Source organism: Dictyobacter formicarum (assembly GCF_016587435.1).
The window spans coordinates 132,318-158,273 of record NZ_BNJJ01000020.1 but is presented as its reverse complement, the minus strand read 5'-3'; the positions used below and the strand labels follow the sequence as shown (position 1 = coordinate 158,273).

Here is a 25,956-nt window from a genome sequence, read left to right as displayed (position 1 = left end):
AATAAACATTCAAGAGGTTTTACACGTTTATAGCATACCACTGGTGTCGCAGACATTACCGGGCTTATTGTCTTATGCTTTGTTTTCTGGCGGTGGGTGTTGCTGCTTGACCAGTGTAAGATGTGGATCCACAGGCTCGGCTTTGGTCCTCCTGGTCACTTTGACACGCGCAATGCGCCGACCATCCATCTCTTCTACGCGCAAAATATAGTTCCCGAATGGGACAGTATCTCCAATCATCGGTAGGCGGTCTAGCTTTTCAAAAATATAGCCGGCAAGCGTATTGGCATGGATATGTTCTAGCTCTGCTTCATTACCGCCAAACTGGTCGGCGAAGCTGCTAAGGGATATTAAGCCATCCACCGAGATTGAGCCATCGGGTAGCATTTCGATTTCGTGTCTTACGCCTCGATCGCTGGTATCGAACTCATCCTGGACCTCGCCCACCAGCTCTTCTATAATATCTTCCAGTGTGATGATACCAGCCGTCGACCCGTATTCATCGATGACAACGGCCATATGGATACGTCGGCTGCGCATCTGAGCCAGGATCACATCCAGCGAGGACATTTCTGTGACATAGAGTACAGGTCGTAGCATGCTGCGCAGGTTGAATTTCTGGTTTTGTTGACTTGAATGGTATTGAAAGACATCCTTGATATGGATGAGTCCGATGATGTTATCCAGCGTACCTTCGTAAACTGGAAGGCGTGTGTAGTTTTCACGCGAAAAGGTCTGAATCAGGGCTTCGCGGGAAATTGTAATTGGAACCGCTACTACCTCGCTGCGTGGGATCATCACCTGCTGGGCGGTTTTATCGCTGAAGTCAAACACATGACGCAACAATGTCTCTTCTTGCTGCTGCAACAAGCCAGCTTCACGGCTCTGGGCGACCAGCATTTCCAGTTCTTCTACGGAATGGACAGCCGCATGTTCGCTCGTGGCCTCTAATCCTAGTAAGCGCACGAAGAAGCTGCCCATGCTATTCATCAGCACAATAAATGGTCGGAACACATACGCAAACAGATAGAGTGGCCGGGCGACAAAGAAGGCCGTTCCCTCACTGCGTTGAAGGGCAATGGATTTTGGCACCAGCTCACCCAGCACAATCTGGACGATGGTGATGAGTATAAAGCTGATAGCCACTGCAACCGTATGAGAAATTGCTACCGCGGCGGCGCCGCCAACCCAGAGGAATACTGGTTCAATGAGATGAGCAAGCGATGGTTCGCCAATCCAGCCCAAGGCCAGGCTGGCCAGCGTAATGCCTAGCTGAGTCGCTGCAATAAAAGTGTCCAGATGCTGAATCTCTTTTTGAACAACCTTTGCTGTCACATTTCCTTCGGCCACCAACTGGCTTATTCTGGTTGTGCGGATTTTGACCAGCGCGAATTCTCCTGCTACAAAGAAACCATTGGCTGCCACGAGCGTGAGAACCGCCACCACGCCAAAGATCGAGCTAACATCCACTGAATAAGTTTCCTTTCCTCCAAATAGTTACTATGAAAAGTGAACGTGAAAACTGCGGTCAACTCCAACGATATCTGTACCAGCTAACTGGCTATATATGTTATATCCTACACAATATGTCGATGCAGGACAAGCTCTGAGAACGTGTCTGAAATCCATGAAGATGGGAAGTAAAGCGCCCCCGTGCCGGCGGCCGCACTGTTTTTAGTATGTGGTGCGGAACAGGTGCTTCGCACCTGTTCCGCACCACATACAATCTTTTGAGCGCCGAAGGCGCGTAGCGTCATAGGTGCTGACGAGCATGCCGGGGGCATGATCTCCTCCTCCTCCTCCTCCTTCTTGCCTCAGCTTGAAGGCGCGAAATGTATGGCCTTCAGATACACTCTGATGAGAATAAGCAGAAGCGCAAAAAAAGACATTCCCTGCAGCCTGTGTGCCAGGGAATGTCGTTGAGGTTGTCGTTTTAAGGCAGGTACTGATCAGTTTTATCAACAAGCAGGTTGGTCGCTATTTTTACTTACGCCTGTGCTTTTTTGACCAGCGCTGTCAGCAACCGCTGTACAATCTGTGGATGCTTTTTGATAGAGTTCATGATAGTATCGGCACGCTTCTGTGTCAGATCGCCGGCACTGACAGCTTTCTTCAGAGTGGAGCTCACGATATTGTTGACTAGAGTCTGCAGGTTGGAGCTGGAAACGTTCTGTGCTTTAGCGATATCTGTCAGTTTTTTTCCACTCTTCAACTGCGCGGTGAGCTGATCCGTTGTCAGGTGCAGGCCCTGTGCCAGCTGTTGATAGGCATCCTGACCATATTTTTTCAGGAAGGCAGCCAGGCGAGCTTTTTGCGTAGCCGGTAACTTCAGGCAGGCATTGCCATTGCTCTTGGCGATGCGTTGTTTCAGTTTATCGGCCTGGGCCTGCTTCATTTTGCCATCTTTTACCAGCTGATCAATCGTGTCGCTGGCTGCGCCTTTACGGTCCTGCTGCAGGGTATCGACCGAGATGTGCAAGCGTTTGGCCAGATTTTGATTAAACAAAGCGCAATAGCCGGTTCCCTTTTTAGCGGCCGTAGTTGTGGGTGTGGCTGGATTAGAGGCGGCCGAGGCAAACATAGGGCTCAAGAAGAGCGCGCCGGCCAGTACAGCCAGCATCAAAATAGCTCCGCCCAGACCGGCGATCATGATTTTTTTGCGTTTGAAAAAATCTTGCATTCTTAATAGGCTCCTTTATTTTTAAGATTTATGTAAATTTATGTATGTATTCTTGTTGTGAAACATGAACCTATCCATGTTCTTCCTGCCCATCAGGACGCTCTTATCATACTACTTAAAGGTATAGAAGATCTCTTACAATATTCAAGAATTGGTCAAGATTTTTTTTGTCCTGAGAAAGCCCATGTTTTTCAGCGAACAATATGCTACTATGAAGTAACATGATCCATAATTTCCGAGGAGTGCAGTCGATGGCCCAAAAAATTCTTGTGATCGAGGATGAAGAAGGTATTATTCACCTGATCAATTTATATTTAAAAGACGCAGGTTATGAGGTGATGGTGGCCAGGGATGGGGCTGACGGTCTGGCTCTACATGCGCGCGAGCATCCCGATCTGATTATTCTGGATATTATGTTGCCTGCAATTGATGGCTTTGAGGTTTGCCGTCGCATTCGATCGTGGTCGAAAACGCCGATCTTAATGCTAACGGCTCGGGGTGATGAGGATGATCGGATTGCTGGCCTGGAAATTGGGGCGGACGATTACCTGGTCAAACCCTTCAGTCCTCGCGAATTAGTAAGCCGTGTGCGCGCCATCCTACGCCGCGTGAGTAGCAGCCAGGAGCCAGCCGAAGCGCAAACTGCTAAAGCCTCGGTACCCGCGCGACCTGATAGCGAGTCCTCTTTACATTTTCCCGATCTGGACATTGACCTGCTGGCGCGCCGCGTTGAGGTTCAGGGCCGCGAAGTCGCCCTGACCCCGACCGAATTTGATTTACTGGCCTTGCTGGCCCGCTCGCCTGACCGGGTGTTTACGCGTGAAGTACTGATGAATAAGGTTTGGGGTTATGATTACCTTGGTGATGGGCATACAATAGACGTACATATCAGTTCGCTGCGAAAAAAGATCGAGTTCGACCCACAACATCGTTATATCAAGACCGTCTGGCGTGTAGGTTATCGTTTTGAGGCGAAAGCGCGTTCTACTGCGAATTCATAAAGGGATAGTTATGCGTACACGTTGGTGGAACAATATTCGCTGGCGCCTGGCCCTGGGCTCGATAATCGCCGCCTTGCTCTCGGCGGGCCTGCTGGCCCTGACCGCCATGCTGGTCATTGGCTACTACTATAATGTTGATCAGCAGTCCAGGCTGAGCGCGCTGGCACAGGAGAAGGCGCAAAGCGTCAGTATAGTCTATGAGCACAATCGGGCGTTAGTCGAGGATAATTCAGACACCAGTTTCGGCAACCGCCTGAAAAAAATCGCCAATAATCCCTCTGTATTCCTGATGACATCGATTAAGGAAGTCTATAGTGTCTCCTCCAGACGAAATGAGCCAGATCCTGAGCATCTCTACCTGTTTTTAAATGCGCAGGGAAAACTTGTCTATCCTCTGGCGTTTCCACGTGGGAATGCTTTTGGAGTCATTCAATCGTTGCTCAGTGTATCGGACACTGCTCGTATGAGCACGGATCAAACTACGTTGAAGAATGCGATTGCCAGCGCGGTGAAGGGCCATGGTCAGGGAGGTGTTTTTGGAAGGCAGACGCCGGTGGATAGCTCGCTGCCCTTTTTTGTGGAGCCGATCACGGTAAGCAACCACACTACGAGAACGAGCCAGATTGTGGGCGTAGTTATTGTGACGCCATTTTCTAATGCTGTGCCTGGCTTTGTCTCCACAGTTGGCATTGCTGTGCTGATTGCCACTCCCATCATTGCGTTCCTGGTGGCCATGCTGGCCATGTTCTATGCCCAGACGATTACTCGCCCACTGGCAAAGTTGACCGCGGCCTCCAAAGTGATTGCCTCAGGCGATTATGATGCCCAGGTGAGCGTCGATGGTCCTGGAGAACTGGGAGAACTGGCACATACTTTTAATGAGATGGCGATCCAGCTCAAAAAAGATGTGGATGAGCTGCATCGCCAGGAAGCCTGGCGACGAGAGTTGATTATGAATATTACCCATGATCTGGCAACCCCTTTGACGGCCATCGCTGGCCTGGGTGAGGCGCTGGTCGATGGGATTAATCAGAGCCATGAGGACTACGAGGCAACTGGACGCATCATTGTGCGCGAAACCTTGCGTTTGCGCCGCCTGGTACAGGACCTGCATGTGATGGCGAAGGTGGAGGCGGGCGCACTGCAGCCAAAGAAAAAAAATGTACGCCTGGCTGCGCTGGTGGATGAGACCTTTGCCGTGCTGGTAACCGAGTTTGAGCGCCACCAGGTCGAACCCATCAATACCATCCCTTATAGTTTCCCCACCATCCAGGCCGATCCAGATATGCTCACGCGCATCCTCTCTAACCTCTGCAATAATTCGCTGCACTACACTCCAGCGGGTGGCACGATCACTATTACTGCCAGCCAGCATGCCAATCTGGCCATTATCGCCGTGACCGATAGCGGCAGCGGTATTCCCGAGGAGGCACTGCCACGTATCTTTGAGCGCTTTTACCGGGCCGACAATGCCAGGCAATCAAAAACAGGAGGTAGCGGCCTCGGCCTATCCATCGTGCAGGCTATCGTCTCTGTCCATGGTGGAAAAGTCTGGGCGGAAAATATTCCAGGCGCGGGAGCACGTGTCTCTTTTACCATGCCTTTATCATCCATTGAGGATCAGCCAACCATCGTAACAAATCGTTTGAGCCAGAGCCAGGTCTACCCTGGTGCGTGAAGCGCTCTACGGAGCGCTTCACGCACCAGGGTATTATTTGGCGTTAGAGCTCTGCCAGATCTGGATCGGTGCGCGCGAACTCACCGTTCTGAGGATAGAGCGCGAGGGCCTGTTGCAATGTAACCTTTGCCTTCTCTAACTGATCATGCGTGGCGTAAAAGCAGGCCAGGTTATAGAGCAGATTGCCCTTCAATGCAGCGGGCGCCTCTTCTGTCTCAACCACCCTGCTGGTCCACTCTTCATGAATCATAGTGGCATGCTGGAGATCGTGACGTTCAGTCAGATAGTAACCCAGATGTATCTGGCTATGTTCGTAGCAATTGCCCATGTAGAGCAGGTAGAGTGGCAGCCCTTCGTGTATCCAGTCGAAACGCTTGAAGGCAGTCAGATCCTCCTCCTGTAACTGCTCTGTGAGGGTTATCAACTCTGCATAGACCTGGTCAGATTCGGCCAGAATATCCAGCCACGTACGATAGCGATTCTCCGCGAACACAATAGGATTGACCTTTTCAAAATCTTCAGATGCTGTCGGAGTTTCCTGGCGCAGAAGAGCTTGCAGTTTGGACACGAGACGCCGCCGCCAGAATGTCAGATGGGCCACATGGTCTTTTGCCGACCAGTAATCTGGCTCGCCAATGATTTCCAACTCGGTTGGCGGCAACTGCTGGAAAAAAGCATTCTGATCGACCTGAGCCTGCTGTAAGAGATCAAGCAGGAGCGGCTTAAAAGCATGTTGAGTCATGAATAGTTATCCTCGCTTCTTTTGGTGTGACATTGGAAAGCACAGGGCATAAAACACCCTGTAAAAAACATTAATGAAAGTGATTGTTGGAGGAATGCACCGCGAAGAGAGGAACGTCCCCGCATATTTTAAAAGAAGCGTGGAAATTGTAACCTGTTCCAAGGTTAATGATATGCATATATGTGATTATTAGCAGAATACGCTTCTAGCTTGTGAAGTGCAGAGCCTCATTGAAACCATATTATTTTTCATAAACTGCACCTCCTTTTGCTTCCGAGAAACGTCATTTCATGGAATAAATATACCAGATTATGCATTTCCTGACAAGCGTAATTTCAAAGCTTCTAACTCCTTTCGTGTACAAAAAAAGCTAGACAGCATGAAGATGATGTGGAGATGATGTGGAGATGATGTGGGCAAAGCGGGCGATCCAGCTCATACTTAAAGGGAGCTCTCATGTTGATCAGCGATTGCTGCCACCCATCTTATATGATTTGCCATGGCCGATGAAACGAAAATCTTTGAGATTTTGAGCGAATTGCGTAGTTTGAAAAAGCCAGATAGAAATATCGGTAAAAATGGAGAAAATTATGCATTATAAATCTATACGTTCCCTTCTTGTCTATTGCTTCCTTGGACTTACTGTTTTGCTGATGACCGCATGTGGCCTCCAGGCAACGAGTGCTGCGAGTGCTACCCTTCTCTCTGCTACTACAAAACCGCCTTCGGTGACCACATTGCAAAACTGTCCTGGACAGGGGCAGGGACGTGCGGCGGTGATGCCTGCGCTCACTACCCCACAGCATCAGAGCGTGGTCTACCTATGGCAGAAAAACACCAATGCGATCGTGCGCAGATACGATCCACTAACAGGCAATAAGAAGGATCTGTTTACATTTCCTAACCCATACAACAATGCAGCAGCAAATGTTTCGCCAGATGGTCATTGGATTATCATTAACAGACCTGCAGAAGGCGGAGGGTATGTGATCCAGCTCGTTCGCATAGATGGTGCGTATGCGCAGACCCTGTATTGTTCATCGAGTAGTGACTTCCTGAGTGGTGTGATTATCTCGCCCAATCAGCACTACCTGGTCTTTAACGAGAAGAATCAGAACACGCTTACCGATACGTTAAATCTTCTGGATATGACCACTGGAAAAATCCAGACCATCCTTTCATCACTGCAACCTGGCTATCCTGGGGCGTCCGCACAGCAGCAAGCGCCCAATCGGTTGTCAGTCCGGGCGAATAATCAGCAGCAGCCACTAGGTGAGATGCGCTATGCAAGCTTGTTTATGCCACAGGGTGGGCCAGCTCCTATAACTGCATATATCCCCCTCAAATGGGCTAGCAATAGTAGCCTCTACTTGCTGGGCGTGCCTGTTGTTGTAGGTAGTGGATCGCTGCCCCATCAGCTCTATCAGCTGCTCGACATCAAAAAGCCTGTTGATCAGCAGAGTACCAATCTGAAATCTCTCACGGCTCTATTGAAACAGGATGGTTGCCAGAGCTATGATATCACTCCTGATCATAGACAACTGATCTGTAGTTCCTATCCCATGTTCGGTGGCGATCCAACGGCACCAGCGGTCAATGTAGAGTCCATTAGCGGTGGATCATTGCATCCCATCTTCATTGCGCCAACTGGCAGCCAGGTCTTTGCGCGTGCGCCACGGGCACAAACAATTCTCTTCATCGTAAATACTATTCCCACCCATGTCTCGCAGCTCTACAGGATCAATGTCAATGGAACAGGACTGAAACTGCTCGCGAGCTCAAAGGCATCCGAATACTTTTACGATCCTGATAGTTACCTGCCATGGACAAATGTTTCTCGCGATGGCAAACATTACGTGATCAGGGGAAGGGGAAGCAACGACGGTACCAATACACTTGTTATTGGCGATTTAAATGGAGGATCACCAACTACCGTCTCAACCGAGACTCCAGAATTCATTGTTGGCTGGACCGCCGTCTAGCCACGCAACTTATCCCGGATGACTGACACCAAAAAATCTCTGGTGAAGTCGCGGCGTTGGCTGGACCGCCGTCTAGCCACGCAACTGATGCCCGGATGGCTGATACCAAAAAAATCAATCGGTGAAGTTGCGGGACCTGTGCCACTGCACAGGTCCCGCAACTTCACCATAAAAAACACGCAGGCGGGCGCGTCAGCGCCCGCCTGCAAGGAGATTGCACATTGAAAATGGCGGATCGTATCAATCAGGGAATTTACCAATTCCCTGATTGACGTGGTATACTTTGACTTACAGTCTCAGATGAGTTACCTGTTTTGTCGATATAGAAAGATATATTTGTTCGGATGCTGGTAGGGGGAATTGGTATATGTATTCCTTTTTGCTCTTGCTGTGCGCCATAAACATCTGTATCTTGTGCTTTGTAGTTGACAAAGAAGTAGAAGAGAGCGCTGATGACCTTACCTGTAACATCTCTACATGATCACGAATTTTTGCAAAATGTTCCCTCCTTTGATGTCAATGCTCCCGATGTGATGTCTGCACTACATAAGGTTGTCCTCAATGTGAGCATGCTATTTCCGGACACGAACTGTATTATCATGCTCTTGCATCCTTCAGGTACCACTTTGCTGACGTATACGAGCGATCAGACGACTGGTGGGGAGATCGCCCAACACCCCTTTAACTATTCAGGTAGCATGCTGGGACAGGTGATGCAACGGCGGCAGCCACTGGTTATCGCTGACGCCGAACAGACTGCTCTCGCGCATGAAATTCCCCATTTCTATGGCCGTTCTCTACTCGTAGCTCCTCTGGTTGATGCTGATATTTGCATCGGCGCCCTGGTGATAACACGATCCGAACCAGGGGAATTTGACGACCAGACTGTGCGCATCCTGAGCGCTTTTGCCGACCAGGCGGCGCTCTCGCTGGTCAGTGTCCAGCAAGCCAACTCTATCCAGCACTGGATTCTGGAGGATCAGCGTTATCTGCGTGCCATCTTACAGGCTAGCTCGGATGGGATCGCGATGGTAGGAGAGCAGCGACGCTTCATTGAGGTCAATCCGGCCTTCGGGCGAATGTTCTCTTTAGAGCCTGCCCAACTGGTGGATCACCAGTGTGCCGATATCTTTGGCTGTAGAGGTGAAGTGAAACCAGCTTGCTGCTTGAAGGGATGCATGATTGAACACGCCTTACAGCATGAGCAGTCATTAGAGTACGCTGAAGTCGATATCAATATCCAGGGCTCTTCGCGTGTCCTGGGGTTAAGCGTGACACCTGTGGCCTTAAAAGACGCGCCTGTCTGCCTGGTGATTGCGCGTGACATGACGGCGGTGCGTGATGGTGTGCGTAGTAAAGCGAAATTCTTGTCGATGATTACCCACGAGCTACGCTCCCCATTGAATGCTATTAATGGCTATCTGGAACTCTTGCTGACCGGCGTGGGTGGCGAATTGACGAGCGAGCAGCATGATTTCGCCCGCCGTGCCCGGGCTGGAAGCGAGAACCTTTATGCGTTGCTCGAAGATCTTTTGTTGATCTCGCGGGCCGATGCCGGTCAGATGCGTTTAAATCGCGAGTTGATACATTTGCCAGCGATAATTGATAATGCGGTCGAGGAATTGGAGCTGACGGCCGTCGACAACGCAATTAGAATGCATCTGGATATCGCTAATAACCTCCCCAGACTCTATGCGGACTCCGTACGTCTACAGCAGGTGCTGCGTAACCTGATCAACAATGCCCTGCATTTCACCCCCGCGGGCGGTGAGGTCACGATCTCAGCCTCCCTGCTCAAAGCAGGACACAGCTTGTCCGCCTCGCAGGAAGAAGATGACGAGCCACAGCAGTTGTTACAACTCCAGGTGCGCGATACCGGTTGTGGGATCGCTCCCGAGTTCCACCAGCGTATTTTTGAACGCTTTTTTCAAGCCCCTAACGAATGTATTGGTCGTGCCGGAGGACAAGGGTTGGGCCTGGCGATCGTTAAAATGATCGTCGAATTACATGGAGGAACAGTTACTGTATCAAGCGCGCCAGGCCAGGGAAGCACCTTTACCTGTCTTTTACCATGCCTGTCAAATTAAGAAAAATGCCTGGTACCTCCATCTTCGTGTTCCTAAACCCGTACATTTACTCAGCTATATTTATGCCTGCATAATACTTTGCCCTTGACGCGCTTATGAATGCGTGCTATGCTCAAATTATTCCAATATGTTCCTTGCTGCTGAGAAGCCAGGAATAAGGCGAGGTAATTATGTAGGCTTTTGTACAAAAGAAGGAGACAAGACTGTGGGTATGCTACGGGTCATGTCCCGCCGCGGCGATGATCGCATTATATGGGATGCACAAAAAGTGGAAGCCCAGGACGCAGAAGCTGTTGCGGCCATTAAAGAGGCAGAGCGCATTTTTACAGAAGAGCGCAAAAAGGGTGCCACCGCCTTCAAAGTAGAGCAAGGTAAAACTGTAGAGCGTATCGACAAGTTTGATCGTACTGCCGAGCAAATTGTCCTCGTACCTCGTGTTGTGGGCGGGTGAGGAGTGTAATTCGCTATGTTGGAGACGCTGAGTTTATTCCTCGGCATCTGGTTGTTGTTTCTCCTGCTCGCGATTTATTACCTATCGCAGTCCCCAGATGGAAGTGTAGGTCGATTGCGCGAGTCTGTGAGTGAGCACCTCTCTGCCGAGAGCCGGGCAAAAGCACTCATGCGCGAGATGCTCTCCGAAAATCAATATCAGCAATTGATCAAGTTTGGTTACCTTGAAGTGCCAAGTCCTACAATCGATAACCGGGTGTATCGTATTCCTGGCGGAGGGGGATTAGTAAAGGTATACGAACGTGGCTGCGCAGTAATGGAATTATGCTTACAGCCGGCAGAGCCATTACCTGATGGCGATGTTGTGGTCATGCATAAGTTGATGATCGAGGCAAATGAGCAAGAGTATTTGCAAAAGGCGAATCATTTCGCTCCCGGCATAATTTCTTTGCGTTGCCAGCATCTGTAAGAAATTCTTACGCAGGACCCCAGGCTTTCAGGCAGTATACACAATTGGTTGGGCCGTATCGAGGTTGCGTTTATTTCGCTGATCTCGGGCGGCCTTTCTTGTTAGTGTTCCCTATATTCTTTCCCCTCGTTCTAATAGTGACACGTTGCTTTATTTCGCTTCGTGGTTATGCTGTATCTATGATCGATCAATGGAGATGAGTTGAAGATGACTACGGGAGAACGAAGTTCACAGGAGACGTCAGTACTGAAAAGTACTCAAGAGAAAATCGCCGAGCTGCGGACCTTGCAGGAAGAGGCGATGCGTGGAGGTGGCGAGAAACGCATTGCCGCGCAACATAAGAAAGGCAAGCTGACAGCTCGCGAACGCCTGGATCTCTTATTAGATCCTGGTAGCTTTAATGAGTTAGATATGTTTGTGACCCATCGGGCCAGTGATTTTGGCCTCGACGATCAAAAGATTCCTGGTGATGGTGTGGTTACAGGCTACGGCAAAATTGATGGACGTCTCGTCTATGTGTTTTCCCAGGATTTTACGGTCTTTGGTGGCTCCCTATCGGAGGCGCACGCTGAAAAGATCTGTAAAGTGATGGACCTAGCCACGCGCAATGGGGCGCCTGTGATTGGTTTAAACGATTCGGGTGGTGCACGTATTCAAGAAGGTGTGGTAAGCCTGGGAGCTTATGCCGATATCTTTTTGCGCAATACACTGGCCTCGGGTGTGGTGCCACAGATTTCTGCCATTATGGGACCCTGTGCGGGCGGCGCTGTCTACTCACCTGCTATCACTGATTTTATTTTTATGGTTGAAGAGACCAGTTATATGTTTGTGACAGGCCCCAATGTGTTGAAGGCTGTTACTCATGAAGATGTCTCATTTGAGGATCTGGGTGGCGCCCTGGTACACAATAGCACGAGTGGCGTGGCCCACTTTGCCAGTCCCGGTGAGCCGGAATGCCTGGGGATGATTCGCCGCCTTCTGAGCTACCTTCCTTCTAATAATGTTGATGATCCCCCGCTGGTAACGCCAAAGGATACGGCCAACCGCATTATTGATGAGCTTAACGAGATTATCCCTGATAATCCTGGTAAACCATATGATATGAGAGAGGTTATCCATCATATAGTCGACGATGGCGATTTCTTTGAGGTGCAGGAGCACTTTGCCCAGAACATTATTATTGGCTTTGCACGCTTGAATGGGCGCTCCATCGGTATTGTGGCCCAGCAGCCGCGCGTACTGGCCGGTGTGTTGGATATCAATGCTTCAGATAAGGCCGCTCGCTTTGTGCGGTTTTGCGATTGCTTTAATATTCCTATTATCACGCTGGAAGATGTGCCGGGCTTTTTGCCGGGCGTGGGCCAGGAGCATAACGGTATTATTCGCCATGGTGCTAAATTGCTCTATGCATATTGTGAGGCAACAGTACCAAAGATTACGGTCATTACCCGCAAAGCTTATGGTGGCGCCTATGATGTGATGAGCAGTAAACACATTCGTGGCGATATCAACTATGCCTGGCCGACGGCAGAGATTGCTGTCATGGGAGCCGAGGGCGCGGTTAATATCCTATTCAAAGATGAGATTGAGCGCGCAGTTGATCCGGAGCAGCGCCGTAAAGAGCTAATTGCAGAATATAACGCCAAGTTCGCCAACCCCTATATCACTGCCAGCCGCGGCTATATTGATGAGGTCATTGAGCCACGCTATACCCGTGTAAAATTGATCAACGCTTTAGAAATGTTGAGAAATAAGCGCGATACGAATCCACCCAAGAAACATGGAAATATTCCATTATAGTATGCAAGGAGCTCCTCACCTGTTGAGCGAGAAGCTCCTTTTGCGGCATTAATGCCATATTGATAGCTATATTTTGTGTCTCATGTATGATGTAATAGGGACCAATCGTACCCATAATACCCATCATTTGATGCTAGCAATGTTTGTGACCGCCTTGCTAGCATCTTTTTTTATTATTCGTATCTACTGGGCGGCTGCATTCAGGGCCATGATGACTACGAAACGTCCGGTTTGGCCGTTTTCTTTGCGGTGGGAGAAGAATTGCTCTGTATGGCAACTGGTACAGATGCGCATGACCTCTATGTGTTCAGCCGTCAGGCCGGTCATGAGCAGCTGTTGTCGATTTGTTTCCTGTAAATCCAGGCGCAAACTGGGTCTATCCGGTAATTGGATCGTTGAGAAGATGGCTGAGTCCTGGATGCGTTCGCGATAGGCCGGATTGGTGGGCATGGTTGGAAACTCTTGTCGCCCCAAAAAGAGCTCCTGTACTTCCTGTGAGACCTCGTAGCAGCATGGGCCGATGGCAGGGGCGATACCAGCATAAATATCTTCGGGCCGAGAACCGAATGTTGCCTGCATCGCCTCTACCGTTGCCATAGCAATGCCACGGGCTGTGCCGCGCCAGCCGCCATGTGCCATACCCATTACATGTTGGATTGGATCATAAAAAGTGAGGGGCACACAATCCGCGAATGAGAGCGCCATGGCTACCTCTCGCTCCTGAGAGATTAAGGCATCGCCCTGTCGAATGGTGGAGGGTGTCCAGGCTCGCTCATAGTACGACATATTGGCCCAATCGGTGCGCCACTCGTTGGCCAGATCCAGTGTCAGCACGTCCGCTCCATGGACCTGCCAGAGGGTGGCGCTGGGCGTTCCTGAGAGTTGCAGGGCCTGTAAGGCCAGCTGTCGATTGCGAATAACGTTGGGAAATGTATCTCCACCCCCACGTGGTGGGGCTGATGTATTCAGACTACTATATGGTGCTTCGCTAAAGCCGCCGACGCGGGTAAATACTCCATGGATCAATTCAGGAAAAGGACTGTAATGGCTAAACTGCAGATAGCGGACATTTTCATACTGTTGTTCGATCAAAGCTGCTCCTTTTTTACTGTTTGCTTTGCAATTGCCTGTGCGCAGCCAGTTATGAGTGAGCGGCATCGACGTTGCTTTTCCTAGCTAGCAAGGCTGTGTCTATTGTATCACAGCCTTTTGCCTTCCCTTTTCCTGCTAGCTGTTGACGTGGCAGCTCTGGGTGTTCCCCAGATCAAAGATGTGGTTGATGGCCGGCTGAATGGCGTTACAGTGAGGGATGATTACATCCTGGTTGGCTCCGACCGAGGGATCGTAGATCGTTGCTAGCTCGCCATAGTTCTCTGCTCCCTGACCAATGCCCAGCGTCAGATGATTGATGGGCTTATTGAGGAGCGTACGACCATAGTTGGCAAAGGCCAGCATTTCATCTTCATTCAAGTCGGTATAGACGCTGCCGGAGAGATCATTGAGCAGCGACGAAAAATTTTGCAGCAAGGTCGAGACATTTAATTTCAATTTCAAGGCTTCTAGCACTTGCTGCTGACGCTGAGTGCGCCCGATATCCCCCACCAGATCTGAGTGGCGTGAGCGTACGTACTCCAGCGCTTCCTGTCCGTTGAGGTGCTGTGGCCCGGGTGTCAGATAGAGGCGTTTGTAGGCATTGTGATCATTGGGATCGCTGCTGGCACCAACGTCATTGGGATAGGCATCATCAACGACTGGATGGTCAACGTTAATATCGATGCCATGCAATGTATCAATAACTTTGGCAAAGCCATCCAGTCCGACCCAGGCATAGCGATCAATATGGATACCATAGTCCTGCTCGACCGTTTGTCGTGCCAGGCGTACGCCGTCCTCGAACTTGCCAGTTTCCTGGACACCCAATAAGAAAGCCTGATCAATTTTGTGCATCCCCATTCCATCTGGCACTGAGACCCAGGAGTCGCGTGGGATTGAAACCATGGTTACTGTATTTTTAATGGTGTCGACATGTATCACCATCATGACCTGCGTCAGGACATTGGGGAAGACATATTTTTGATCATTATCGCTGCCGAGCAATAAAATATTCCAGGTTCTACCCGTTACCAGACCGCTGGAACCACTCATAGTTGTGGTTGGCAGCGGCGTTGGTTCCTGGCTGGAACGAGCTACCGGACGAATGATTTGTTTCAATGGCTGTTGGATCGTCGTTTTGTAATAATAATAGGCCGCGCTGGCGCTCCCGCCTCCCAGTACCAGTAAGGCGGCCAGCGCAATTAAAAGTACTTTAACTAACCTGGGCAGGACTTTTCTTTGTATTACTTTAGTTGCTGTAGTGGACTGCGCGGGTGACTGTTCAGTCGCGTTGAGTTGATCAGGCTGGTTGGCGACATCGTTTTCTGTGCTGGCGGCCGTGATGATCTGAGTAGGCTGGTTGGCGACGTCGTTTTCCCTGGCGGCTGTCGTGATAAGTTGAGTAGGCTGGTCGGCGACGTCGTTTTCCTCGGCAGTTGCAGGAGTGGGCTGTGTGGGCTGATTGACAACATCGTTTTCGGCGGTGGCTGCCGTGCCGGGTTGAGTGGGTTGGTTGGCGACATCGGCTCCCTCGGAAGCTTCAGCGATAGATGAGGTCGCAGGCAAGTTCATTGTGGTTGTTTCCGAGATTTGATCAGACGACGCGGCTGTGCTTGATTCTGGCTGATCCTTCTGTCCTGATTGCTCAGGCTCTGAAGGTTGTGTTGGTAGTGGTGGGGTTTCGGGCACAGCTGGTTCAGTATGATTGTGTTCTCCAGAAGAAGGTGTTGTCATCCTTTAGCTATCTCTTTTCATTTTATTTTTAGGCCAGTCAGGGATAGAGAATTGGTGTGTCTGCTGCGTGGATATAAATAAAAGTATACTTATAATACATGTATTATAACGTTATCTGCGCTACAATCGTATATAGAGTGTATAGCTGGTACGCAATCAGATGAGAATACATACGTTGTGTTAATACAAATGCACTGCTATTAGGAATCGTCTCACTAATCTTAATAGATTATTATATGGCACCTTTGGGAGAAATGATATAGTGATAGGGCGGATGAATTGAATATACTTTGTTGGGAGGTCGTCTGATGAATATTGAAAAAATCCAACGGGTTTTGCAGGATGCAAAGTTGGATGGCTGGCTTTTTTATGATTTTCGTAAGTCAAATCCGATTGCTTACCAGGTGCTGCACCTACCGGTGGATGCGATGTATACGCGGCGCTGGTTTTATTTTGTTCCTGCCCAGGGAACGCCGGTCGCGTTGATTAGCGCGGTTGAGCCACATATTTTGAGTTCTCTGCCTGGCGAACGCGTCCTCTTCAGGACCTGGCAGGAGATGCACGCGTACTTACGGAATATATTGCCGACGCAAGCTAGCGTAGCGATGGAGTATTCGCCTCTGAATGCCATTCCATATGCCTCACGTGTGGATGCAGGTACGATTGAACTGGTGCGCTCTTTTGGCGCCGAGGTAGTGACCTCCGCCAATCTGGCCCAGCACTTTATTGCCCAACTTACTGAGGAACAGATTTATACTCATCGTGAAGCTGGCCGACTATTAATTGCTGCCAAAGATATTCTATTTGCGCAGCTTGGAGCTGATCTACGCGCGGGGCGCGACCTCAATGAATTTGAGGTCCAGCAGCGCTTTGTCGCTTTGATTCGGCAGGCAGGACTGGAGTTACCCGAGGACGAGATGCCGATTGTAGCGGTGAATGCGAACAGCGGCAATCCGCACTACGAGCCGACCGCGCTACAGCATAGCCCCATCCGGCGCGGCGATCTAGTGCTGTTTGATTTCTGGGCTAAATTGCCACGCCCGGATGCAGTCTTTGGCGATTATACCTGGGTGGCTTTTGCTGGCGCGCGCGATGAAATACCGGCCCGGCAGCGCGAGGTGTTTGAGGTAGTGCGCAATGCCCGCGACAGCGGCATTGCCTTTGTGCGTGAGCGCATGGCGGCAGGTGGCTATGTCGAGGGTCGAGAAGTCGATGATGTCACTCGCCAGGTGATTAACAAGGCGGGCTATGGTGATTACTTTGTGCATCGCACCGGTCATAGTATCGGGGCGGTCCTGCATGGAAATGGCGCCAACGTTGATAACTTCGAAACGCAGGACGAACGCACCTTGCTCCCCTACACCTGTAACTCGATTGAGCCAGGCATCTATCTGCCTGAATTCGGCATTCGCAGCGAAGTCGACCTGTTGATTCTGGAGCACGATGCCGAAGTCACAGGTGCCCCCGTTCAAAATGAGATTGTGCCGCTGCTCTAAAAAAGTGTGCGTATTCCCTGTACACTGGGAATACGCGCCGTCCCTTTGCGGACGTGCGCATGTGTTGTCGCACCTTCGACCCCTGACGGCATGCGCCTGCGGCGCTCAAAAAATATCTATTGTGGATCATGAAAAATGCGCATGTGCGCATTTTTCATGATCCACAATAGATAAAAAGAGTAGGGGCGTCAGCGCCCCCAGGCTGACGGGCATCGAAAGACTCAGCGCTATTTAGTCTGGCGCATCCACACGATGCGCCAGACTAAATAGCGCTCTCTTACAACCCTCATATCCGTCTCACGTACATATTAATAAAATAAGCATTAATGCTGGTCCTGAAATGGAGCAGGGCGTTTTCTTCATTGTAAGATATTCTCTTGAGTACAGGGGAGGCAAGTTTCAAATGGGTGATCAATGGGATCAAAATCCAAATAATAACATGCGTGGTCCGAGTCAGGATGATATAGATAGGCAGTTGAAAGAGATCAAGCGTGTGGTTGTTCAGGGAGCCAATGAGGCTCAGGTGCGCCTGAAACGTGTCATGGATAAGGCTGGCGACTACTGGCAGCAGGTGCAGGTACCTCCTGCTGCTCCACGCCAGGCTTCCAGTGTTGAAGAGCAACGTCTTCGCCAGCTGGTAAATGACTGGAGTAATGAAAACTGGCGCGTAGCCCGTGAGCTTGGGACCTATATGGATATCCTTTCAACCAGCATCAGCGAAATCTGGCAGGCTTCCTTAGAGACGCGCTGGGAGACGCGTGCGCTGGAGATTGTGAGCGAACCATATACTGGCCGTTCGATCAATCGTCCACGTCCACTATCGCCTGTCTGGGACTATGAGCTTGCTGAGGTTACCGGCTTAAAAGCTCCTACCACGCGTACCCGTTTGGAGGGGATGGATGAAGTTGTCTCCTGTACATCCTGTAATAGCACTGGCCATGTGCTCTGCTCAGGCTGTAACGGACGTGGTTGGATTGTCTGCCCGGATTGTAAGGGACGCACCAAAAAGCGTTGCGCCACCTGTCGTGGGCGGGGCTACATTTCCGACTGGACGCCGGGCGAGAAAAAACCGTTCTTTAAGAAGCAGGCTGAGAATATGGCCAGTTCGATGGGCAACAAATTCTCCGACCTCTTTGAAAATATTCGCCAGCAGGGCGTGCCGATTCCAAATCCCGTGGACACTGATCCTGCCAGCAAGGGGCCAACTGTCCCTTGCCCGGATTGTGTAAACGGAGAGGTTAATTGCAGTTGTGGCAACGGTAAACGTGTCTGTAGTACCTGCCAGGGTGCCAAGATGTCGCTTTGTTCGAATTGTGGCGGCACGGGGAAGGTTGTGCGGCACCGCGAGATTACACGTCGCTTTGACCTGCGCTCTCAGACGCGCTTCATCGGCGATAGCGTCATTCCAGCTCAGCAGCTAGAAAAGGCTCAGGGTGACCTGATCTATAGCGCTGAAATTAATGAAACACTGCATCTCGATGCGACGCCCGACATGGTTCCGTTTGATGTCTGGCGTACCACTGTAGAAATGGTGGAATCCGAGCGGAAAGTTGTCGATAAACCGGGCCTGGACCCACAGGCGTTTCCTCGCCCCACCTTGCAGGTGGTTGAACTGGTACGCATCCCTTATACCGCGGTACGTTATCGCTTTGCTGATCAAGAATATGTTTTATATATCTATGATACTGAAGGCAACGAGAAATTCTACTCTGATCGTTTCCCGGCTCGTTGGGATCGCATTGAGCGTTTAGTGAAGGCGATTACAGCTGATCTGCGTACTCCTGGACAAATACAGGAGAATCACCAGCCAGATTCTGCGGCCCATAACTACAGCGGCGGCTATCGTGTGCCTATTGAAGTTCCTCCTTATATCGTTAAAGAGGAGGATGATGAGGAGGAGGAGACCGAGCCTCGTCCACCTTCCACGTATTAAGAATAGACAAAAAGACACAGTGGATAGCAAATCCTATCCGCTGTGTCTTTTTATTATGCATGCCTGATTGCTCACTATGTATATAAGTTAGTCTTCTACCCTTATATTTTGTGATTTTGCACGTAGATAAACCAGCATAAATAGCAAAATGGGTGGCGCCACTGTTAAGGTGTAGCGTATGGCTAGCTCAAAATACTTTACAGGTAAAAAGGAAAGATCAATGTATGTGGCGAATCCCGTAATGGAGAATGCGATGCAGAATGCTAGTAGAGCTTTATTGGTGCGCTTGAGAGGAGGAAACGCCAGTATTACAGGGGCAAGGGCAAGCAACCAGATAATATACCAGGAATAAAACCATGGCGTGACCAGGATAATGCAGCTCAAAGTGCCCAGGCTGACAGCCGTAAAGGTTCTAAGTGTTGGCTGATGCCAGAGATGCCATGCTCCAACAAGGACACAGGTTGCCATCACCAGTGTATCTATTTTGTTCCAAAGATTCCTTGATTGGAGGATCGTTGCTACGCGCGTGATTAGAGAGTCAGAAGATACCATACTTCTAGTATCTTTTAACCAGTTGACTGCTACACGCATCAAAGAATTCTCTGATCCTGTAGAGGAGGGAGGCGCAGCAAAACTATGCGCAATGTCCTTCAGGCTATGCCCAATCCAGAAGGGTGCATAAAAGAGCAGTGAAAGTACAATAAAAATTGTAACTGCCAGTGCCACATTTTTTAATGCCTGCATCCATTGCATCTTTTTTAAGGGGACGTGCGCGGTATTGAGAGTCCTGGCAGCCAGCAACATAAAGAAAAAGATAACCACCGGTAGCGATGTAAATTTAATCATGGTAGCCAGTGTAAAAAAGATCAGGGCAGGACCATAGTTTTTTAATCGGGTAAAATCTTTTTTTTCGGCATATGTACACCAGGCGAAGCCTAGCAATAGCAGCATACCCATAAAGATGTCGTTGTGCGCTCCCAACGCATTCTCGAACAGGGTCAGGGGATTCCATGCAAAGAGGAAAATACCAAGAGTTATAGTGCGCTCTGAACGGCCAGCTGAACGTAGTATAGATCCGATTAATCCTATAGAGACAAGATGGCAGGCGAGTCCTAACAGGCGGTAGGCATAAAAATATGGGAGGGGATGGTCACGAAATAGAAGCGCGAAAAATGCGATGACGAGATTCCATACAGGCCCATAAGCTGAGGTGGCATTGCTCCACCCAACATCAATATTTGCCAATATATCCCGTGGAGCTGCTTGATGTGGCGAAATAAAATATGGATTTGCGCCATGAACGCCTAGCGTGTTGCCATAGTCCGCATATACAAAGAGATCTTTTGAGGCCATACCTGGTGTCAGTACCAGTATTAATCCTATCATTATGGCACCAGGCCATATCAAGCTGCGCAATAATTTCATTTGCGCTGGCTGTGCACGCCGCCATAACCACCAGCATAATGTAATATAAATCAGAAAGGCTAATCCTAGAAATAGCAGGAGCTCTATATCGGCTGTGAGATAGAGAGAGTCGGTTTGATTGTTTGCTAGAGAGAGATTAGCAGGTAGCCATTTTCCCCAAATTGTCAAAAATGGCACGTGCACAGGTTTAAAATGGAGCGGAAGAGCCATACCTTTTGATGGCAACTGTCCTGCTCGAGCGAGAGGCGTGACACAAAAAAGAAAACAAAAAAGAAAACCAATTATACATAGAAGTAAAGGTAACCACTGCTGTACCGTCTTACTACTTTTTGTTTCGCTCTGAATAGGCTTAGCTGCATTAATGGATGTAATCATTGGCCAAACTTTTCAGGCATTTATATGTATCAGCCATTCTCTTTTTCTATCATTGCTGGCGCAGGAACGCTTCTTGTAGGAGAGTTTACTGAGCACTGGCAGTGCAATACATGAATAATGCCGCTTAAAAGTAAATATACACGATCATCATCTCTATCTAAGAGTGTATCTGAATGCCATCTTTTCGCGCCTTCGGCCCCTGACACTACGCGCCTGCGGTGCCCCCCAGGCCCAAGGGCGCTTTGCTTTCCATGGCGATAGGCTTTAGACACATTCTAAATAGGCACAGCTTATCTTAGATAGGAAATATGTAAAGAAAAACGATTAACATAATTCGCTTTTGCTAACTCATATCAGTCGTAAGTATAAATACGGATGTTTAAAAAGTCAATCAAGTCTGTACTAAAATAGTATTATGGATTTAGAAGATTTAGTACCAGCTTAAATTTTAGTATTCAGGTAGTGATAAATACTACCTACAGTTGTTTATAGCAAGTAGAGATGCGTTGATTTGAGATGCCTGCTCATTTAAAATCTGTTTTGTAACATATGGCGATTAGTATATATACCTTATCGTCTATACTGGATGGTGACTGTACAGAGCATCATTCGTTTTTATGTAACGAGCCTATTCTCTATCTGAGAGAGATCAGCATTATTAACTGTATTATCTTGCCTGTGTATATTTATAAAGCATGTACAAAACGCTTGATGAACAGAATATAATCTTTGTTATAACTGTAAGGATTGTTGAACATGGCGTATGAAAGTAGTGGCATCAGGAATGAGCGTGGAGAGAGCGTAGGAGGTCAAGATAATAGTGATCAAGACCTTGCTGCAAGCCTGGTTATACAGAAATGGAAGCTAACTACGCTCCCCCTCTGGTTATTGTGTGTGCCCTTGCTGCTGTTCAGCTTTGTCCTGAATATTCTTTATCTTGGGCGCCCCAGTGTCTGGTTTGATGAAGCGTTTTCCGTTGAGCTGGCTCGTCAACCGCTGCCGCTGCTCTGGCATACGATATTTGGGACAGAGCCTAATATGGAGCTGTATTATCTGCTGCTCCATGGCTGGCTCAGAGTTACTGGTTGGTTGGGGTTGACGCCTGTTGAATGGCTGGTGCGTTTTCCTTCGGCCATCTGTGCCGCGTTAAGTACCGGCGTGATCTTTCTCTTTGCGCGCAGGTATCTGGGTACCATCGCAGCCGCTGTGGGAGCGATTCTTTTTGCTACTAATTATCTGCAGCTGGTATACGCTCAGCAGACGCGTGCGTATGCTTTACAATTGTTGCTGCTCTGCCTCTCCTGGCTGGTTTTGTTGATCGCTATCCAGCAGGAGACGCAGCGGAAGAGCCGGTGGGCTCTGTACGTTGCTACCATCGTGCTGGCCATCTATAGCCATCTTTTCAGCGCTTTTGTGCTGCTAGCTCAATGTATTGCGCTGGCCGGTTTGTACTGTGCCTCGGCTAGCTGGCGCGCTTATATTCGCCGGCAGGCGGTGCTATGGATCGGTAGCCTGGTGCTAATTGGAATATTGAGCATCCCAATGTTTATGGTCAGCTTACATGGCTCCAAAACTGGCTGGTTATTTGTACCGCATCTGCATGAGCTCTTATCGCTTTTTACGATTATCAGTGGCAGTAATCCGCGCTACCTGGTGGTGATGGGTCTGTGCATTCTGCTTGCCTTGAGTATCGTGGGCGCTGGTAGCTTACTGAGACGCAACACGCGCTATCAGCATTGGATGGTGCAGCGCCTGAAAATGGTACAGGGACCGGACCGTTTACAGCGTCTCTGGCCGTTTGCCTGGATGATGCTATGCTGGTTTGCCTTGCCGATTGTAATTAGCTATGTGATCTCACAGGGTTCGCTGCGCCTCTTCTCTACGCGCTACCTGGTAGTTGTTGTGCCGCCATTCTGTTTGCTGGCTGCCCTTGGTGTGGCTATCTGGCGCTGGAGTATCCTGCAGGCCCTTGTGATCTGTGTGCTGCTTGGTTCGGCGTTCCTGGTGGTGCCGCATTACTATCAAAATGCCCAGGTTGAAAACTGGAATACTGCTGTGCACTGGCTGCAGGCTCGCTCTCAGGCCAATGATGGCCTGGTCTGTTACGACAATACAACGACGCAGGGCTGTCAGATTGCGGTCGAATATTACCTGCATGCCTATCCCAACGGGACGCATTTTTCCAGTGATTCGCCGGGTGCCTTTTCGTGGGAGAAATTTAGCAGTGGACAGCCGCAAAACGATCCTGCCCTGGCTTTGCAGCCAGCCGCTTTATCCGCGTTTGCCCGGCGGCACACACGCTTTTTCCTGATCACCGGTCGGATCGCTAATCAAGCTGATGCAGCGCATGTGAAGGATACCCAGCACTGGCTGGATCAGCACTACCATCTGGTTGACCAGGTGGTCACGCATACGGTAACGGTACGCTTTTATAGTAGCTCTGACAAATAAGCGGCAGGTTTGTCGGCAACATTGGACAGAGGATATCTGGTATTTGCAGGCTTGAAGCATACAGTACTTAAAGGTATACGCTGAAGTACTTGTTTTCGGTCTCCTATATGGATGTATGATACTATTAAGATTGCGTTTTATTTAAATTACTTATTTATGTGTCAGTAAATGGTTCGTTGTTAAGCCAACACATATGGAGCCGAAAATGTCCAGTTCATTTGATGAATTGTATCGCAATATACTCAATACCGTTTTTCTTGAGCGTGCCAGGCAGCAATTGGAGCAGGGCGTTGATGGGCTGGCATGTGCGGATGCATATGCAGATCAAGGAAAGCCTGATTTTGCGCTTGCCCATTTATTGTTAGTTGATGCGCCAGATGAGATGAAACGGGATATTTTTGCCCGCGCTTATGAGCGCCGCGCTGAACTTACCGATGAGAAGGCCGAAGCTTTTGATAAGCAATTTCATCGTCCTTTTCCATTGGTCAAGCTAGAAGCCCAAAAGGATCGTATGTCTGCCCAGCAGGTGCGTCAAAAGAAGCGTATACGTAGAGGAGCAAAGTCGCTCACTGTAAATTAACAATAGATAGCTTTAGAATAATTTTGAGTTGGCTGATCAGCCTTTGTAGGAGATGGTAATTCTTGTTAGAAAATGTTGTAAAAAAGGTAGATTCATCTCTATCACCTGCTAAAGCATCTGAACAACAGAAGACGTTTGCTTTATGGCCTGTGCTAATCGCGGCCGCCATATTCGTTTTAAGCGCCTTATTTTATGATTCTGTGCTGTTCTCGCTATCTGGTTTCTCGACAAATGTGTGGATAAGCAAGAAAATAACCTGGTTTGGTCGCTGGATTCCTACGGACCTGACAACTGGTGTGCATTCTCGCCTGACCCAACATAAGACCGGCTTTAAGGAAATGATGCTTTTGCTGGGTATCATGTTTGTGACTTATGGTTTTTGCGCCTGGTTTATCAATCGGCGCGCCAGGTCTGGTTCACTGAGATTTCTGTTCGGGTTGCTCTGGCTGGGTGTACTGGTTGTGAGCGTTGTTTATCTGCTTACTCCTGGCATGATGGCTTCAGATGTCTATTCTTATGCCAGCTATGGCCGTCTATTAATGCTTTATCATGCGAACCCTTATTTTGTTCCACCATCGGCTTTTCCACATGATATAACATATCAGTGGCTATACTGGCATAATACTGTTTCCATTTATGGGCCTATCTGGCTCGCAGTTTGTAGTTTGCTATCTATTGTGGGTAGTTCAACACAGTTTAATTTGATTGTCACTTTCCGCTGTTTCGCGATATTGTCTAACCTGGCCAATATTGTATTGATTATCGCGGCGCTGCGTGCTCTAAAATGTTCTCCCAGATACGTCCTGCTTGGAGCATTTCTCTATGCCTGGAACCCCCTGGTACTCATGGAGACAGCTTTTAGCGCACACAATGACGTTTTTATGGTCACTTTCCTGTTGCTTGGCTTCTACTTGTGTGCACGCGCTCAGCAGAAAGGCACCTTTTTAGATTGGCGTGGTTACCTGCCGGTCGTGGTCGCTTTTACGGCTGCCGTACTGGTAAAATTTAGCGCGGCCGTCGTGCTCCCCATCTTTGTGCTGGCTGTTTGTTTCGCTACGATACAGGCAGATAGTAAAAATGACAAGCTAGTCTGGAAACGGGCCTTGCTATCCGGGATTATCTCGACGGTCGTTTTTGGCGTGATTACGCTGGCCTGCTATGGTCCCTTCTGGATTGGCCATAGTTTTCACGATATCGTGCTTGGTTTTACTACGTTGCCAGCGTCGTCTGACTCGATCAGCTCGGTACTGTCTACCTTCAAGAACTACAATCTATATCATGCTCTACTTCCTGTGTTGAACATATTCAAGAGCCGTTTACTGTGGAATATCATCAACTTCCTCGCGATGGTGTTGCCGATTGTGGTTGGTTGCCTCTATCTTTGGCGAGCTCCTGATACGCGCACGATTGCGCTGGTTACCCTGGCTTCGTTCGCGGGCTTTCTGCTCTCGACCCCCTGGTTCTTTTCCTGGTATCTGATCTGGCTGGTCGGTTTGTTGCCATTTTGTGTAGCAGCCAGAATGAACCGTATTAGCTATACATTGCTGGCTTTCTCCCTGACTTTTTCGGCTACGGCCTTCTTTTCCTACTACACAACTCTGATCGGTTGGATGCTGCTGCTCTTAAAACCACCGGCATTAACCTGGAATATCTGGCTTAATCTCGGTATACTAGGGATACCTATCGTCGTGTTGATTGTGGTTTGGTACCTCTGGCCTCGTTATAATAAGCGTACCGAGCAGGCCCAGGATACCCCACTGCCATCACCTGCTACGACCAGTAGCGCATTGGTTGAATAAGCGTTGATTGCTTCGCTGAATAGCAAATATATTGCCCCTTACGGGCTCGTATGCGTCCGTAAGGGCAATATATTTTTTTCATCTAGGCGAAGATGATAAGCAAAAGTGCTCAGAAAGAAAGAAACTCGTAGGTGTGCCTACGAGTTTCTTTCTTTCTGAGCGTGAAGGGTAAAAGCGCCCGC

General features: G+C 49.2%; 18 protein-coding genes. 12 read left to right on the top strand and 6 right to left on the bottom strand.

All coding sequences use genetic code 11. The features are described from left to right. Nucleotides 1–72: 72 nt before the first annotated feature. Nucleotides 73–1,470 (bottom strand): hemolysin family protein, encoded by a 1,398-nt coding sequence (locus tag JMI88_RS29385; RefSeq protein ID WP_201365517.1) that lies wholly within the window; start codon nt 1,468–1,470, stop codon nt 73–75. Nucleotides 1,471–1,987: 517 nt separating this feature from the next. Next, complete coding sequence (locus tag JMI88_RS29380; protein ID WP_201365516.1) at nt 1,988–2,680, bottom strand: hypothetical protein; 693 nt, start codon at nt 2,678–2,680, stop codon at nt 1,988–1,990. A gap of 251 nt (nt 2,681–2,931) precedes the next feature. Here JMI88_RS29380 and JMI88_RS29375 point away from each other — a divergent pair, with 251 nt between their 5' ends. After that, complete coding sequence (locus JMI88_RS29375; protein WP_201365515.1) at nt 2,932–3,681, top strand: response regulator transcription factor; 750 nt, start codon at nt 2,932–2,934, stop codon at nt 3,679–3,681. 10 nt (nt 3,682–3,691) lie between these two features. Continuing rightward, on the top strand, nt 3,692–5,359 hold the full coding sequence (locus tag JMI88_RS29370; protein ID WP_201365514.1) for a sensor histidine kinase: 1,668 nt from the start codon (nt 3,692–3,694) through the stop codon (nt 5,357–5,359). A 43-nt stretch (nt 5,360–5,402) separates the two neighbouring features. Here JMI88_RS29370 and JMI88_RS29365 read toward each other — a convergent pair whose 3' ends face one another. After that, a complete protein-coding gene (locus JMI88_RS29365; protein WP_201365513.1) occupies nt 5,403–6,101 on the bottom strand; it encodes a TPR end-of-group domain-containing protein in 699 nt (232 codons plus the stop codon). Nucleotides 6,102–6,691: 590 nt separating this feature from the next. Between JMI88_RS29365 and JMI88_RS29360 the strand changes: the two genes are divergently transcribed. The 5 genes from JMI88_RS29360 (at nt 6,692) to JMI88_RS29340 (ending at nt 12,889) form a co-directional block, all read left to right on the top strand. Continuing rightward, nucleotides 6,692–8,083: a TolB-like translocation protein gene (locus tag JMI88_RS29360; RefSeq protein ID WP_201365512.1), complete on the top strand. Its 1,392-nt coding sequence runs from the start codon at nt 6,692–6,694 to the stop codon at nt 8,081–8,083. 452 nt (nt 8,084–8,535) lie between these two features. Continuing rightward, nucleotides 8,536–10,170 carry a GAF domain-containing sensor histidine kinase gene (locus tag JMI88_RS29355; RefSeq protein WP_201365511.1) on the top strand — a complete coding sequence of 545 codons (1,635 nt, stop codon included), beginning with the start codon at nt 8,536–8,538 and terminating at the stop codon, nt 10,168–10,170. Nucleotides 10,171–10,381: 211 nt separating this feature from the next. Continuing rightward, nucleotides 10,382–10,621, top strand: coding sequence for a hypothetical protein (locus JMI88_RS29350; RefSeq protein WP_236023117.1), 240 nt, complete (start codon nt 10,382–10,384; stop codon nt 10,619–10,621). A gap of 15 nt (nt 10,622–10,636) precedes the next feature. After that, entirely contained in the window at nt 10,637–11,089 is a 453-nt protein-coding gene (locus JMI88_RS29345; RefSeq protein ID WP_126551303.1) for a hypothetical protein, read from the top strand. Nucleotides 11,090–11,389: 300 nt separating this feature from the next. Further along, on the top strand, nt 11,390–12,889 hold the full coding sequence (locus tag JMI88_RS29340; protein ID WP_373323987.1) for an acyl-CoA carboxylase subunit beta: 1,500 nt from the start codon (nt 11,390–11,392) through the stop codon (nt 12,887–12,889). Between the two features lie 183 nt (nt 12,890–13,072). Here JMI88_RS29340 and pgeF read toward each other — a convergent pair whose 3' ends face one another. Both pgeF and JMI88_RS29330 read right to left on the bottom strand, forming a co-directional pair. Continuing rightward, nucleotides 13,073–13,981, bottom strand: coding sequence for a peptidoglycan editing factor PgeF (pgeF, locus tag JMI88_RS29335; protein ID WP_201365508.1), 909 nt, complete (start codon nt 13,979–13,981; stop codon nt 13,073–13,075). 135 nt (nt 13,982–14,116) lie between these two features. After that, entirely contained in the window at nt 14,117–15,715 is a 1,599-nt protein-coding gene (locus JMI88_RS29330) for an LCP family protein (RefSeq protein WP_201365507.1), read from the bottom strand. A gap of 308 nt (nt 15,716–16,023) precedes the next feature. On the opposite strand from JMI88_RS29330, the gene JMI88_RS29325 reads away from it, so the two are divergent. Next, nucleotides 16,024–17,211 carry a M24 family metallopeptidase gene (locus JMI88_RS29325; protein ID WP_201365506.1) on the top strand — a complete coding sequence of 396 codons (1,188 nt, stop codon included), beginning with the start codon at nt 16,024–16,026 and terminating at the stop codon, nt 17,209–17,211. Nucleotides 17,212–17,614: 403 nt separating this feature from the next. After that, nucleotides 17,615–19,144, top strand: a complete 1,530-nt coding sequence (locus JMI88_RS29320) for a hypothetical protein (protein WP_201365505.1) — start codon at nt 17,615–17,617, stop codon at nt 19,142–19,144. 87 nt (nt 19,145–19,231) lie between these two features. Here the strand turns inward: JMI88_RS29320 and JMI88_RS29315 are convergent, their stop codons facing one another. Continuing rightward, nucleotides 19,232–20,779 (bottom strand): MptA/MptB family glycosyltransferase, encoded by a 1,548-nt coding sequence (locus JMI88_RS29315; RefSeq protein WP_505712015.1) that lies wholly within the window; start codon nt 20,777–20,779, stop codon nt 19,232–19,234. A gap of 921 nt (nt 20,780–21,700) precedes the next feature. Between JMI88_RS29315 and JMI88_RS29310 the strand changes: the two genes are divergently transcribed. From JMI88_RS29310 to JMI88_RS29300, 3 genes are all read left to right on the top strand, one after another. After that, nucleotides 21,701–23,395 carry a glycosyltransferase family 39 protein gene (locus JMI88_RS29310; protein ID WP_201365503.1) on the top strand — a complete coding sequence of 565 codons (1,695 nt, stop codon included), beginning with the start codon at nt 21,701–21,703 and terminating at the stop codon, nt 23,393–23,395. Between the two features lie 205 nt (nt 23,396–23,600). After that, the gene (locus JMI88_RS29305) at nt 23,601–23,975 is read left to right on the top strand and encodes a hypothetical protein (protein ID WP_201365502.1); all 375 of its coding nucleotides are present in this window, start codon (nt 23,601–23,603) and stop codon (nt 23,973–23,975) included. Between the two features lie 62 nt (nt 23,976–24,037). Further along, complete coding sequence (locus JMI88_RS29300; protein WP_201365501.1) at nt 24,038–25,774, top strand: MptA/MptB family glycosyltransferase; 1,737 nt, start codon at nt 24,038–24,040, stop codon at nt 25,772–25,774. Nucleotides 25,775–25,956 lie beyond the last annotated feature (182 nt).